This is a genomic window from Desulfosporosinus sp. I2, from assembly GCF_000960765.1.
GTDB lineage: Bacteria > Bacillota > Desulfitobacteriia > Desulfitobacteriales > Desulfitobacteriaceae > Desulfosporosinus.
Genome location: NZ_JYNH01000127.1, coordinates 1 through 13,562 on the forward strand (window position 1 = coordinate 1; position 13,562 = coordinate 13,562).

At 41.3% G+C, this 13,562-nt stretch carries 16 protein-coding genes; 2 read left to right on the forward strand and 14 right to left on the reverse strand.

Annotated features, from left to right (window positions below; all coding sequences use genetic code 11):
• The 14 genes from UF75_RS20305 to UF75_RS20365 form a co-directional block, all read right to left on the reverse strand.
• Positions 1–1,195: ABC transporter permease (locus UF75_RS20305; RefSeq protein WP_045576380.1), on the reverse strand; the 1,195-nt coding region annotated here is incomplete at its 3' end.
• Between the two features lie 10 nt (positions 1,196–1,205).
• On the reverse strand, positions 1,206–2,456 hold the full coding sequence (locus UF75_RS20310) for a Fe-S-containing protein (protein ID WP_045576381.1): 1,251 nt from the start codon (positions 2,454–2,456) through the stop codon (positions 1,206–1,208).
• 71 nt (positions 2,457–2,527) lie between these two features.
• Positions 2,528–3,160, reverse strand: coding sequence for an iron transporter (locus tag UF75_RS20315; protein WP_045576382.1), 633 nt, complete (start codon positions 3,158–3,160; stop codon positions 2,528–2,530).
• A gap of 114 nt (positions 3,161–3,274) precedes the next feature.
• Entirely contained in the window at positions 3,275–4,465 is a 1,191-nt protein-coding gene (locus tag UF75_RS20320) for an FTR1 family protein (protein WP_045576383.1), read from the reverse strand.
• A 368-nt stretch (positions 4,466–4,833) separates the two neighbouring features.
• Complete coding sequence (locus tag UF75_RS27570; RefSeq protein WP_082075261.1) at positions 4,834–4,965, reverse strand: CcmD family protein; 132 nt, start codon at positions 4,963–4,965, stop codon at positions 4,834–4,836.
• An 11-nt stretch (positions 4,966–4,976) separates the two neighbouring features.
• On the reverse strand, positions 4,977–5,663 hold the full coding sequence (ccsA, locus tag UF75_RS20325; protein WP_045576384.1) for a cytochrome c biogenesis protein CcsA: 687 nt from the start codon (positions 5,661–5,663) through the stop codon (positions 4,977–4,979).
• Positions 5,663–6,346 carry a heme exporter protein CcmB gene (locus tag UF75_RS20330; RefSeq protein ID WP_045576385.1) on the reverse strand — a complete coding sequence of 228 codons (684 nt, stop codon included), beginning with the start codon at positions 6,344–6,346 and terminating at the stop codon, positions 5,663–5,665. The genes ccsA and UF75_RS20330 overlap by 1 nt, the downstream gene beginning before the upstream one ends.
• Positions 6,347–7,045, reverse strand: coding sequence for an ABC transporter ATP-binding protein (locus tag UF75_RS20335; RefSeq protein ID WP_045576386.1), 699 nt, complete (start codon positions 7,043–7,045; stop codon positions 6,347–6,349).
• 4 nt (positions 7,046–7,049) lie between these two features.
• Positions 7,050–7,493, reverse strand: a complete 444-nt coding sequence (locus tag UF75_RS20340; protein WP_045576387.1) for a hypothetical protein — start codon at positions 7,491–7,493, stop codon at positions 7,050–7,052.
• The gene (locus tag UF75_RS20345) at positions 7,480–7,848 is read right to left on the reverse strand and encodes a hypothetical protein (RefSeq protein ID WP_045576388.1); all 369 of its coding nucleotides are present in this window, start codon (positions 7,846–7,848) and stop codon (positions 7,480–7,482) included. The genes UF75_RS20340 and UF75_RS20345 overlap by 14 nt, the downstream gene beginning before the upstream one ends.
• Before the next feature lie 13 nt (positions 7,849–7,861).
• Positions 7,862–8,344, reverse strand: a complete 483-nt coding sequence (locus tag UF75_RS20350; protein ID WP_045576389.1) for a cytochrome c-type biogenesis protein CcmH — start codon at positions 8,342–8,344, stop codon at positions 7,862–7,864.
• Positions 8,325–10,316 carry a heme lyase CcmF/NrfE family subunit gene (locus tag UF75_RS20355; protein WP_045576390.1) on the reverse strand — a complete coding sequence of 664 codons (1,992 nt, stop codon included), beginning with the start codon at positions 10,314–10,316 and terminating at the stop codon, positions 8,325–8,327. Before UF75_RS20355 ends, UF75_RS20350 begins: the two co-directional genes overlap by 20 nt.
• Positions 10,317–10,336: 20 nt before the next feature.
• On the reverse strand, positions 10,337–10,738 hold the full coding sequence (locus tag UF75_RS20360; RefSeq protein ID WP_045576391.1) for a cytochrome c maturation protein CcmE: 402 nt from the start codon (positions 10,736–10,738) through the stop codon (positions 10,337–10,339).
• A 12-nt stretch (positions 10,739–10,750) separates the two neighbouring features.
• The gene (locus tag UF75_RS20365; RefSeq protein ID WP_045576392.1) at positions 10,751–11,770 is read right to left on the reverse strand and encodes a hypothetical protein; all 1,020 of its coding nucleotides are present in this window, start codon (positions 11,768–11,770) and stop codon (positions 10,751–10,753) included.
• A 223-nt stretch (positions 11,771–11,993) separates the two neighbouring features.
• Here UF75_RS20365 and UF75_RS20370 point away from each other — a divergent pair, with 223 nt between their 5' ends.
• Both UF75_RS20370 and UF75_RS20375 read left to right on the forward strand, forming a co-directional pair.
• Complete coding sequence (locus UF75_RS20370; RefSeq protein ID WP_045576393.1) at positions 11,994–12,752, forward strand: helix-turn-helix transcriptional regulator; 759 nt, start codon at positions 11,994–11,996, stop codon at positions 12,750–12,752.
• A 96-nt stretch (positions 12,753–12,848) separates the two neighbouring features.
• On the forward strand, positions 12,849–13,496 hold the full coding sequence (locus UF75_RS20375) for a transglutaminase-like domain-containing protein (protein WP_282433839.1): 648 nt from the start codon (positions 12,849–12,851) through the stop codon (positions 13,494–13,496).
• The last annotated feature ends 66 nt before the right edge of the window (positions 13,497–13,562 follow it).

The following is a 13,562-nucleotide window of genomic DNA, read 5'->3' on the forward strand; positions in this document are numbered from 1 at the left end:
GTACAATAGGAAGAACCATTATTTTTATAGACAATCCGGATCCAAATACCGCTTGACCAATAACCTGGCGAAAACCCAAGCCCATCAGGTAGCCCAGTACCCCTCCGATGATTCCACTGATTGCTGACTCCGCTACAAACAGGGCGCTAACCTGCCAACCCTCCGCTCCCAGAGCCTTGAGTAAGCCAATTTCCTTGCTGCGCTCCAAGACCTTGGTGGTCATTAGGCTTGATATCCCCAAGGCGGCGCTGAGCAGGGCCGCTGCCGTTAAGAGCAACATGAGTAGCTGAATCTTTCCTAAGATCAATCCTTCCGACTCAGCAACCTGTCGGATAGCATTGGCCCTTACTCCAGGCAGGATTTCTTCGATCTGATAGGTTATGGCGCCCACATAAGCTGTACAATACCATCGTTCATATTCTTCGCTATTCAAAGACTTAGGATCTTTTGCGGCCCGGCGGGCCAGTTCGTTTTCCGGAGTGGTCAGAGCGCTTACCTCTACTTTACTGACCTTACCCGAGGTTCCCTGTAGGTTCTGTATAAGGGCTAAAGGCACAAATACCTTCCGGTCATCACCGCTCCCACTGTCAAAAACCCCTGTAACCTTAAGGACTTGTTCCTTGTTTCCAGACGGAGTGTTTACCAGAACTTTTACGTTGTCCCCCGGTTTTATACCAATCTTTTCAGCCAGTTCCGACCCCACCATGGCCTGGGTTTCCGAGCTGTCCTCTGCCCATTGGCCATTAACCTTCCACCATGCTTTGAGGCTGGCGGCACCCGTAACTACCTTCTCCCCTGCGGGAGTCGTAATTTCTTTGTTAAACCATGTTCCCACCAGAACGGTGTCTTGGTTCCCGGTTGTTGCGGACTGTTCTAGGTACGGAGTGAAGGAAAGAATATTATTGGCCCAAAAGATGGTTTTTAAACTGCTTAAACTTGCTTCTTCAAGGAACGATTGACCCTGCAAGGGATTATACTCTACCCCGCCGATGTTCAGCGGGACAGTTTCCACCCTGGGTTCTACCAAGATGTTGGCTCCGTAGGTTTTAAGCTCCCGGTTTACCTTATCCCCGATATCCAGGGAGATATTAAGCATGGAACTAGCTAATGATGCACCAAAGGCGATAGTTACAACTGCCAAGAGTTTGCCTTTTAGCCCTTTGGAGAACGACTTTTTCAACATACGCCAGAACATGGTGTCACCTCTATTCTTGAAAAACTTTTTCTTTTTGGAGCAAATCCGCTGTTTTTATGAGAATACTACCGTTTTCCACCTTGTTGGGGAAAGGAATAGGATTACAGCCCCCGGGGAAGCCAATGGTAATCTTATTGATGATTACATCACAATTTAGGCATACCACATCATCGCCTCGTTCGTAATATCCCACCACTCCGCAGATATCGCAGGCATCCAACCCTATGCCAAACAACCCGTTTCCTTTGCCAACAACGATAAAGCGCATCGTTACATTATTCGGTGTAACAAAGGTAAAGCGGTGCAGCTTGTTATCATTTACCTGAGTCACCGGAATTGTTATTACCCCGTTTTTCGCCTGCACAGGGACTGGAGGGGAAAGCTTAACTTTTTTATTAGAGTAAACGTGCCCCACCCCTAAGAGTGCCCCCGTAGTTAAAATAAGCACTCCGGTAACTGCCAGCCAACGAAGCTGGTTACGGTATTCCGCCAGGAACTTCCGCCTTAGAGCAGGGTTTTCATACTCCTGCTGAACAGGTTTCTTGCTACCAAGCCTAGCCAGTATCACCTGCACTGCAACCAGTAACACCAGAGCATAGAAAAAGAGCGGGTAGTAGGTGTTAATCGCCGGGGCTATCACAGAAACTAACACCGGAGTTACCGGTATATATCCCAAGGTCATCCCCAATTGTAACAAACTGATTAGATGACGAGCCAAGATAATCGTTACCAGAGTTGTCCCAGTGATGATCACAAGTTGCTTGTTCATTTTCCGAGTTGACTTAAGATAGGTCCAGCCGAACAGGGCTGCTAGGAGAATTACAAACAGTGCCCCGATGACTTTCAAAATTAATTCCGTATTGATAAAACTGCGAGCCTGCACGAAAATTTTCATAGGAAAGCCCACCAACTCTATGCCCTCAACCGTAACCAGCAGGACTGTTGTTAGCAAAACCAGAGGGCCCACCGCAAACCGGGCAGGCTTAGACTTTGCAGCAAAGCGACCTGTTAAGATTAACAAGGCTAGAACTGGGAATATACTGCTTAACCAGGCAAACTCAAACAGCTCTCGATTTCCAAAAAAGTCGACTCCATACACAAGGACAGTGGCAAAAACCAAGGCTAGGCCGGTGCCGGTCCATACATAGTTAACTTTGCTCTTCATGTCAGGTAGTGTTAGGTAAAGGTAAAGCAAGAGCGTAACAACCAACAATCCCGCCTCAAAACTACTCTTTAAGGTATAGTCCAAAATCCCTAGCAAATTTTCTCACCCCTAGCCAAATAAAATTAATTAAAAGAGCCCGGTCAAAAAACCGACCGGGCAATGCCTAATTACCACTTACGGGGCACGAAGGAGAAATCCCAAGCTACCTCGATGGGCTTAGTCCAGAATTTACCTGGAACTCCGGTAGCTTTATCGGTATGAATTAAGAAATCCTGTTTTTCCGGGGACTCGATTATAAACTTTACGGTATAGTTACCTGCTCCCAACATCTTCACGTTGGCGCCATAGTGGGAGCCATCTGAGGCATTCATAGGCATAAAGCTGCCGGACTGTTCTTTGCCGGTATCCTTATTTTTCAATTGGTATTTTACAGTTAGGTTAGGTACGAACTCCCCATCTCCAAAGCCCAAGGGGTTGTTCTTTATGGCTGAGATATCCGCTTCCAGGTGAATATCGGACTCGGTAGGTTTAAGGCCTGCTTTTTGTACAGGTTCCATTTCCACAGGCTGTAGATATACCGCACCTATGCTCATACCCTCCACTTCTTGCGCATCTCCAATCGGGTATTCCCGGAAGGAAGCATCGCTGGCTTTGGCCTCCTCCTGCTTTTGGGTTGAGTCAGTTTGAGCAGTCTTCTGTTCAGAGGTGCCAGCGGTTTTATTTCCTGCTCCGCAACCTACTAGGGTTAAAACTCCTACAAGTAGAATGGCTACAAGGCTAATGTGTTTATATTTTTTCATCGGTTTTTCCTCCAATTTCAATTCTAAATGATCTTCATATTCATTTGTTTATGGTCGATGATTGTTATATCTCTCTTTCATTTCCTCAAATTGTAATGATATCCTTTCTCATTTCTAGTTAAGCAGTACTTTTCTCCGTTTGGCTTGATATACAAATCCGACGACAGCAATGACCAAAAGTAGCATTTGCGGGGCCAAGGTTTCCCAGGTGGGGTATATCCCCAGCCAAGCTACAGTGGGAATGTTTACACTGGTGGAGCTTATTACTCCGGCAGTCTGCAGTTCACCTACTCCCTGACCAGCGAACACAAAGGCCAGGTAGTATAGTAGAAAGCTTGTGCCAAGGAAAAAGGGTTTCATGGGAAGCTTAACACTACCGTAACGAATGATCGCAAATATCAAAACCAAGGCCAGTATACCTACCCCAAAACCGGCCAAAACCATACTCAAGTCTGTAGTTCCACTCATCATGGCTTGGTAAAATAACACGGTTTCCGCTCCCTCCCGGTATACCGCCAGGAAGGCTGCGCTCCATAGGGCAAACGTGCTGCCCTTATTCAGGGAACCCTGTACCTTGCCATTTATGTAGTTCTGCCAGCGTTGGGCTTCTGACTTACTTACCAACCAGTAGCTGACTGAAAACAGCACCACCACTGCCAGCAGCATGGTAGCACCCTCCAACACTTCCCGGCTGGCCCCACTGATACTAAAAACCTTGGTCAGAACCCATGCGGTTAGCAAGCTTGCCACTAGCGCAGCAGCCGTACTCTGGTAAATTACCTTGACCTTTTCTTTGTATCCGGATTTAACCAAGTAGGCAATGATTGCCCCGATGACGAGGATCGCTTCAAACCCTTCCCTGACGATAATTAAGAAGGAAGCTAAAAACGCCCCGAATCCGGTGGAACTCTCGCTCAGATCCCCGTCAAGGGTTTTTGCGTCAGCCTGCAACCCGCTAACCAACTGTTCAATCTGCTGCTTGATTTGCGAGGCAGGCACTCCTTTGACCATGTCCTTTTTTAGCTGTTTGAAAGCCGACTCCACTTCTGCATTGCGTTTGGCGGAAATATTCAGCCGGACTGCCTTCTCCATTTGACCGCTTTCATAGGGTCCGAAGTAAGCCTCATCCACTAGGTTTTTCGCCCCGGCCACGTCACTCTGTTTATAAGTGGTATAAGCATCCTGCAGGTGTTTATCGATTTCCTCGACCACACCGCTAAAGGACTGACCTGCTGCCATAGCCGCAGGCGCTAAACCCAAGATAAGTAACAAACCTAACAACACTACGGCTAACTTTTTTCTCAAATGTTAATCTCCTCCTCCAGATTTGATATTGATATTCATTATCAATTGAGTTAATATTACCGAACTTATGTCACAGAAATGTCACAGGTTTTTAACATTTTTGTGACATAAACTCTAACAAAAAAAGAGCATCCTTTTACAGATACTCTGACAAAACTAATATACTCTTACATGCCGTTATTAAAGTGGTTCATCGCTCCAACAAAATCGATTACAAGAATCTCAATGAGTCTTTGCTCTGTCATTCCCGCTTTTCGCAACTGTTTCGCGTACAGTCAATGATTAACTTTAGGGGATTTTTTATAAACGAACTTTTAAAAAACAGCCGACTATGAGTACTAAAACTCTCGGTCGGCTGTGCTCCTGGTTCACTTTTCTCCTAACACCATTTCTAACTGTTTTAGCTGGGCCTGAATAGTTCTTTGTCTAAAATCCAGGTAAATGACGTAGCCAAATAGTAATACCCATATAACATTATATCCCCAAAACAAATAATCCATTGGAAACCTCCTTAATAGGCTTTTAGAGCTTCACTTTTAAGATTTTGAATTTTGCGTTCCACTTGCTCAATCTTCATGCTTTTTAATAGTAGTACGAAATAAAGTAAAGTAAACGTTAACAAACATACCATTAAGGTAATAAGCATTGAGGGTGGCAGGCCAATGTTATCGGCTTCGAAAACCACCGGATGAATGGTTCGCCACCACCGGGCCGCCATGAACACGATCGGCACGTCTATAAATCCAATAATCCCAAAGACAGCAGCCAGCCTATAATTTTTTTCATTTCCTTTTGCCGAATTACGGATAATTAAATAAGCTAGGTAAATAAACCATAATATCAACGTGGTAGTCAACCTAGGGTCCCATGTCCACCACGTACCCCAAGCAGCCCTTCCCCAGATTGGACCCGTAATCAACACGATTGCAGTAAAAACGACCCCTACCTGGGCTGAGCTTCCGGCAATAATATCATACACTTCTGCTTTTGTTTTCAAATACATAATGCTTGCTACAAAAACTACAAAAAACGCTAAAAAAGCTACCCATGCTGACGGAACATGAAAGTAAAAAATCTTCTGGACAGGCCCCATTTGCCTCTCTATTGGGACCCATTCAAACACTAAATACAATGCAGTTAACATGGAAACAAAGGTCGAACCAAAAAGGATCTTTTTTAGCAATGGTATTAATTTCATTAATCCACCTCCATAAGGTAATCAAACAGCAATAACGGCATCACTAGAAAAATTAGATCATAAACCAGGATTAGTTTGATCCATGGAAGATATTGATCAAGGCTTAATCCAGTAAAAACTGCTGAAGTTGCTTCGATCGCAGCCAATAACACTGGCATTAGTAACGGGAATAAGATAACGGGCAGCAACGCTTCATTTGCTCTGAGATTACTGGTTAAGGCTGCTAGAAAAGTGCCAACTAGAATAAAGCCAACCGAACCGATCAACATTATAATAATCAATATCCCTAGTGATCCCTTTAGATTAAGATCATAAAAGATGAAGTACAAGGGAAAGGTTATTATCTCCACAAAGAGAAGCTGCACCAGGTTGCTTGCAGCTTTTCCGAGATATATCTGGTAAGGCGCTATGGGAGTTGACAAGATGCCTATTAAACAGTCATTAAATCGTTCCCTTGCATAGGTACGGTTGAGACCCAGAATTCCGGAAAAGATAAGACTCATCCAAATAAGTCCGGGCAAAATTTCCTCGACAGTCCGTCTCGACGGTTCGAAAGCCATGCTAAATAGGACTAAAATAAGCACCGAAAAGGTAACCATGGTTACTACAGATTCCTTTGCTCGAAACTCGCTGACCAAATCCTTTTTGAAAATGGTTGTGATTAAAGCCAGCTCTCTACCCATTTAACAGGCCACCTTTTCATGGTAAATTCTTTTTAGATCTTCAGATAGAAGATTCTCCGTGGGAAAATCAGCAGCAATCTGGCCTTTATTGAGAATTAATATTCGATCGACATCGTTCATACCATCTTCGAAACTATGAGTAACCATGAGTATCGTTTTGTGATTGGACTTTAAGTCTCTTAATACACCTTGAAGTAAACTAATACCGTGCTGGTCCAATCCTGTAAAAGGTTCATCCAGCAATATTACCTCAGGATTATGAATTAACGCCCTTGCTATGGAAAGTCGCTGAAGCATGCCTCGCGAAAAGGTATAGACCTGCTCATTCAAGGCCAATAAGAGACCTACCTTTTTAATAACTGCAATTATCTGCGCTTCTAAATTATCCATACCATACAAACGTCCGAAAAACTGAAGATTTTCATAAGCTGTAAGCTCTGGATACAAGAAAGAGCTATGTGAAATAATACCAATTTTACGTTTTAATTCACCGGGAGTATTAATTAATGATTGATCCCCGATTATTACTTGTCCTGAATCCGGCTTGGAAATCAAGGCCAGGATTTTAAGAAGGGTCGATTTGCCTGCTCCATTCGGTCCTAAAACTGCTACGAACTCTCCCATAGGAATCCTTACAGAAATGTCCCTGAGTACATTTTTACTACCATAGGTTTTAGATATATTAATCCCTTCGATCAATGGTTCATCCCCTCTCTTCTTCCATTTTCTTAAGAAGAGACTTGTAACTAATTAATGTCTCAGTATATTTTTCCTGATTAATCTTCCCTTGTGAAAATTGTTCTTCAAGTTGACGAATTTTGTTTAAGATTATTTGCTTTTTGATCCCTTCATTCGCCACATCAACGTTCGCTTCATTTTCTTTACCCTTGGGTCGGTTTTTACGGACTCTATATAGGAAGGTGCCTGGAATAATTAAGAGCATTAAGCCAATAAAAGCTACCAAGACGTGAGGATCAAGACCCTTTAACGTGCTTTTATTCCACTTTGCTATATGACTCGGCGTATGAAACACTACTTTATCCTGGTATCCCGAGGTTAGGCTGGGGGTTGCCTGAACCCCCAAAGCAGGAAGAAGGGAGAAAACAATAAGTCCCCCTAAAACCAGAAGCATTTTAACCTTTTTCATCGGCATCTGATTCCTTAAAACATTTTAAGTCAGCTTCGATTTCTTCTTCTAATTTTCTTACCAGATCCGTTTCGTTTACCCCAGAAACTTTGTCATTCTCTTTGAGTAGCTGTACAGCTTTTTCTTTATATAAAGCTTTCAATTCCTGATAATCATCGACAGATAACTTATTCATATTAAAGTCGAATTCAATTTCCCCGATGGATGACATGACAATTTCTTTTTGCTGTTCATATGCTAGGGGTTTATTTTTTGCTGTCTTAACCTTATAGTTTGGGATATCCTTCTGAATTAAAGGGTATCCGACAATTACGATAGCGCCTGCAAGCATTGCTAACCCAATAACCGCTTCCAATCTGACCCCTCCTTTATAGATACTTCTTAAATTCTTCTTCTACTCTGGCATTATAATAATCATCCAGAACCCCCGATTTAGTTTTTAGACGACCTTTTTTTGCACTTGGAACTTTAACCCATCTGCCAAGTGCTAGATATATTAAGGCTCCCCCCATTACAATACCCAGGAACGGTATAATCCAAGCCATCAGATTAAAACCTTTTTTGGGAGGGTTGGTTAAAATTTTCTCTCCATACTGATCTACATACGTTTTAATAATTTGTTCCTTTGTCTGCCCAGATGCAAGTTTTTGGCGTATTTCTTCTTTTATTTGCTGGGCAGTAGAATCTTGACAAGCTGCTACAGACATAGCTTCGGCAAAACAAGCTGGGCAAATTAAGCTGTTTTCAATATCGCTTTGAGTACTTGCCAAAGCCGGAGAAATGTTAAGAAGTAGAAGGCTCACCAGGACTAAACCGGTTAGGCTTATCTTTCTAACTAACCCTCTTGCCATAGGACACCTCTCCTCTCCCAATATATCGGCTTCCAACTCCACTACCCTTTCCGGGCCATAGGGCAAACATAACTCCTACGACAATCACCCATCCCCCAGTCCACAGCCATTTTATCTGGGGGTTAATATGGATTTTGAAAATTGCTGATCCGTTCTCCTCCCATCCTGTTAAGAGAACGTACAAGTCTTCTTTGAACGTTGAGATAATTGCAGGTTCCGTCATGGGTTGTTCTGATTTTGAGTAAAAAACCTTCTCCACTTGTAAATTCCCCATATCGTTATTATTGTTGATCACACTCAAATCTGCGTAAACAACCTCCATATTATCCCTTGTAGTTTGCTGGAGTCCCTTAAACGAGATAGTATAGCCTCCAACGACAGCAGTTTCTCCTGGCTTGAACGTTTTGATAGCTTCACTGTTAAATACATTTGAGCCTGTGATCCCAATAATCATCATCACAATTCCCATATGAATTAGATAACCACCATAGCGCCGTCTGTTTTTACTTAAAAGCCTAATCAAAGATACTAAGAGGTTCTCTCCAGTAAGTTTTTTCCTTACCCGGACTCCTTTTAGAATATCCTGGAGTGTGGAAGAAATCACAAAAACGCAGATAGTGTAGGCAATTAAAGCATACGGCTTGGTAATTCCGCCTATAAAAACAATCACTAACAGACCTATTATCGCAATAATCCATGGCCACATGAAATTTTTAGCTATATTTTCAAAATTGGCCTTCCGCCAAGCAATCAAAGGGCAAATTCCCATGAGCAAGGTAAATGCTAACCCTATGGGAGCATTGACCTGATTAAAGTAGGGGATTCCCACGGCGATTTTTTTGCCCACAACCGCTTCTGAAACAATGGGGAAAACAGTCCCCCAAAAGATACTAAAGGCTGAGCCCACGAGGAGTAAATTATTTAACAAAAAGCTGCTTTCCTTAGAAATATAGGATTCAAACTGATTTCCTTGTCGTAGCATGTTAATTCTATCAGCTACCAGATATAAGGCCGCTAAAATTATCAGAGAAGTAAATATCAGGAAGTAAGCTCCTAAGCTTGAACTACCAAAGGCATGAACTGAAGCGACAACTCCACTTCGTACTAAGAACGTTCCAAAGAGTGTTAAGCCGAAGGTAACGATAATTAGGACCATATTCCATATCCTGAGCATGTTTTTACGTTCTTGGACCATGACCGAATGAAGGAAAGCAGAAGCGGTGAGCCAAGGCATTAACGAAGCATTTTCTACGGGGTCCCAAGCCCAGTAACCACCCCAGCCCAATTCTACATAAGCCCACTGGGCTCCAAATAAATTACCAAGTGTTAGAAATAACCAAGAAATGAGTGTCCATTTTCTTGTCAACTTAATCCATTGGTCACCTGGATTTTTCATAATCAGGGCTGCCATAGCGAACGAAAACGGGACTGTGAAACCGACATAACCGAGATATAATGTAACTGGATGAATCACCATCCCCGGGTTCTGAAGCATAGGGTTCATACCCATTCCATCAAGTGGCACGTTTGACAACTGTATAAAAGGCTGAGAAACAAAATTTATCATAAACAAGAAGAAGACACTGACCACCATCATGATAGGGCTGGCGTAGGGGATAAACTCTTTATTTTCTTTCGAAGCAGTTACAACGGCTGCTAATAAAACAAGTATCCAAGCCCAAAATAATAGTGAACCAGCATTTCCTGCCCACAGAGCTGATAATTTATAAATAATAGGCAGGTCCTGACTGGTATATTGAGTTACATATTCAATGGAAAAATCGCCAGCTATCAAAGCATAGAGCATAGCAACTACACTAATCGTCGTAAAAAGTGCCGTTCCATATACTGCATTTTTAGCACTTAGGAGGTATTTCAGTCCTTTATTACTATTAAACAAGTAGAAAGCAACTAGAGAATATAGACTTAACCCTAAGGCAATTAACAATCCTATTGTACCTATACTAGACACACTTTTATCCTCCCGTTTCTTTATTTTTGTTCTTCATATTTTGAAGGACATTTGGTCATAACTTTGTCTGCCAATAAAACTTGTTCAACCGTGTATTTTCCATCCACAATGACATCAATTCCATCATTAAAATTATCCGGCTTAACTCCTTTATATAAAACAGGCATAATTTTGCTTTGATCTTCCGAAATCATTTCAAACTTCAGTTCTGTCTTTGAGGGGTCCCATTTAACACTTTGGCCTACCAATTTACCACTTACTTTAAGGTTTTGTTTACCAAGTTTCCCTTTATCTGCGCTAGCCGTCACTTCATTAATGGTCATATAATACGTCTTGGAATTATTAAAACCACTGACCATTAGGTAGCCAAAAGCGCCTAGCATAATCGATATGACTAAGATGAACTTTAACTTTTTGTTCATTAACTTCTCCTCCTAATGATCTTCCTCTTCGTTCAGTTCAGCTAATAATTGGTAATAGGTTTCCTCGCTAATCCTGCAACTTATCAAGGCATCTCTTAATTTCTTTTTGTCCGCCTGAAGTTTGCTATTACCTTTGCTTTGTTGTTGTGTGCTCAAATTCCGTTTTTTGGGTTTCTCCTTAGGATTTATCATCCCTTCATCTTCATCTTCAAACTCTTCACCGTCTTGATTGCTAGAAATAGGCTTACTATTCATCGCTTTATAGATGATAAGCCCTAAAACTGCAACAAAAGCGGCTAAGAACAACAATACTATAGCAGCACTAGTCCTATTACTCTGTTGTGGTTGTCCAGTCGTCTGTTCGCCTTGTCCTTGCTGCTGGCTCGGGGGGGCAACCGAGGGGTTAGGATCTGACTTAGTGTAACCAACCTTAACTTGGACATTATCTCCCGGTTTAAGGTTCTTTAATTCTTTCTTGTAAATGCTAAAGCCATCGTTACCAGGTTGTGCTTGTCCAAAATCAGGGGTAACAACCATGTTCGAGGCTTTTTTAGGCTGGTATACGATAACTTCGGCCTGGGCGATAGGATATTCAGGAATATATTCATAAACGAACGTTTTATCAGGATTGCCTTGCAAATTGTTGTAATAATACTCTATTTGAACGGGCTTTGTTTCACCAGGCTGTAATGGGGTAGGAAACTTCCAGACAATTTGATCGTTTTTTTCGCCATGTTTCACCGTGGGTTCGACATGATTATCTCCTTTACTCTGATCAACAACTGTATATTTTTTTGCGCCCTTAGGAAGATTCCAGACAAATTCACCTGAATAAGGTTGGTCTGAATTATTTTTAAAGTGAACTGAATAAATTAATAAAATATCTGGAGTATCATACTCTGGCATGACATTAATATCCTCTCTAACAATTTCAAGTTTAGCCGTTTCAGCAAAAGCGGTTTTTGTACCTATTACTAAGCTTAGAAAGATCATAAGTGCAAAAAACCATTTTTTTGCTTTGTATTGCCACATAGTTCATACCTCCAAGATTTTAAAATCCACTCAATAAACTTACCTTACTCATGTGTCAGAAGCATGTCAGACGTTTGTCAAAAATAAAACATTTCAAAAAGAAGGCTATGTTTCAATGTTAAAAATTGATATATTTTTATAGATATGTGATTTAGTACATATTTGCATTTTAGGCGAAATTGAATTATTTACATTAGGCTTATAGACAAAGGAGTTGACGACGATGTATCTTTATGCTGGCAATGACCATATTGCTGCAGTTACAGATAAAATTGATGCAGATATTCATAACCATCTAATGCTTCAAATATCTATTTCCTTTCACAATGAGTTTAATATATCTGTTGCTGAAAAGCAGTTTACATGCAAGGGCATCATTATAAGTTCAAATACAAATCACGCCTTTTATAGTAATCAAGATGCACAAATTTTCTTTTTAATTGATAACACCTCTGTCATAGAGGAACAACTGAACCAGAAATATTTAAGGGGTCAGTTGTACTATGTTTTTGATGATGAGTCGATAAACTTAATCCGGTGCTTACTGCTGCAGTATTATCCTATACTTGATAAAGAGAATTACCTTAAGTTTTATACACAACTGCTTCAAATATTGCAGATAAGCACAGACGTCAACACCGCTATGGACGAGAGAATTACAAGCCTACTTACTCAAATTACAACCTGTACCAATCCGGAGCACAACTTTGAAGTAATGGCAAAAAGCGTATTCTTATCTCAAAGCCGATTATCCCATTTATTTAAAAAGGAAACAGGTATGCGTTTAAGCTCGTACATAGTGTTACATAAATTACAAAAATCGATGTTCTACATATTTTCTGGCAAAAGCATAACCGAGGCCGCAAACATGGCAGGCTTTGACAGTTCATCACACTTTGCGGCGGTATGTAAAAAGACCTTGGGGATGTCTGCAAGAGAATTGAGCGAAGATAGCGTTTTTTTGAAAGTAACCACATACTAAAAGACTTATAATCTAATAAAAGGAGGCGTTAGTATTAAAAATTATTTAAAGGAAACGCATTTATTAGATTATAATCATCCAAAGATACAACAGCTTATTGCAGAGCGAAAATGGGCTGAAAAAGACGAGTTTGAAATAATTAAACAAATTTATAACTATGTGAAGAACGAAATTGTTTTTGGCTACAACTCAAAGGACGAATTTAAGGCATCTGAAATTTTAGCGCAGGGCTATGGTCAATGCAACACCAAGTCTACCTTACTGATGACCTTACTTAGGGGCGTTGGCATACCAACAAGGATACATGGTTTTTTGATTGATAAAACCATGCAAAAGGGTGCACTGGTGGGCTTAACCTACCTGATAGCCCCTGCAAAAGTAAGCCACACATGGGTAGAGGTATACTATAACGGCAACTGGATAGCACTTGAGGGTGTTATTCCTGATGAGAGCTATTACAATGCGGTTAAAGATAAACTTCAAAAGCGTGATGGCGGATACTACGGTTACGCTATTGCCGTAAAAGACATCCGTGCGGATAACTTTTGCTTTGTAGGTAAAGATACCTACAGCCAAAGCCTTGCAATTACCGATGACGTTGGCATTTTTGATTCGCCAGAGCTTTTTTTCGAAAAATACAACAATACTCCCTCACCTTTAAAAAATTTTTTGTTTGGGAAAATATTATCCAAAAGGCTGAACAAACGGTTGCAGAAAATTCGAAATAGAAAAAATGAACTATAACTACACCATTTTGTAAATGAAACAGTAGTCCCAACACACCAATTCTCAGAATTTTAGCAGAAGAAC

Excerpts from the sequence above, each read along its gene's own strand:
- ccsA (WP_045576384.1), bottom strand. The coding sequence starts at position 5,663 with ATGAAATTAATACCATTGCTAAAAAAGATCCTTTTTGGTTCGACCTTT.
- UF75_RS27570 (WP_082075261.1), bottom strand. The coding sequence starts at position 4,965 with ATGGATTATTTGTTTTGGGGATATAATGTTATATGGGTATTACTATTT.
- UF75_RS20340 (WP_045576387.1), bottom strand. The coding sequence starts at position 7,493 with ATGAAAAAGGTTAAAATGCTTCTGGTTTTAGGGGGACTTATTGTTTTC.
- UF75_RS20330 (WP_045576385.1), bottom strand. The coding sequence starts at position 6,346 with ATGGGTAGAGAGCTGGCTTTAATCACAACCATTTTCAAAAAGGATTTG.
- UF75_RS20370 (WP_045576393.1), top strand. The coding sequence starts at position 11,994 with ATGTATCTTTATGCTGGCAATGACCATATTGCTGCAGTTACAGATAAA.
- UF75_RS20365 (WP_045576392.1), bottom strand. The coding sequence starts at position 11,770 with ATGTGGCAATACAAAGCAAAAAAATGGTTTTTTGCACTTATGATCTTT.
- UF75_RS20350 (WP_045576389.1), bottom strand. The coding sequence starts at position 8,344 with ATGGCAAGAGGGTTAGTTAGAAAGATAAGCCTAACCGGTTTAGTCCTG.
- UF75_RS20360 (WP_045576391.1), bottom strand. The coding sequence starts at position 10,738 with ATGAACAAAAAGTTAAAGTTCATCTTAGTCATATCGATTATGCTAGGC.
- UF75_RS20315 (WP_045576382.1), bottom strand. The coding sequence starts at position 3,160 with ATGAAAAAATATAAACACATTAGCCTTGTAGCCATTCTACTTGTAGGA.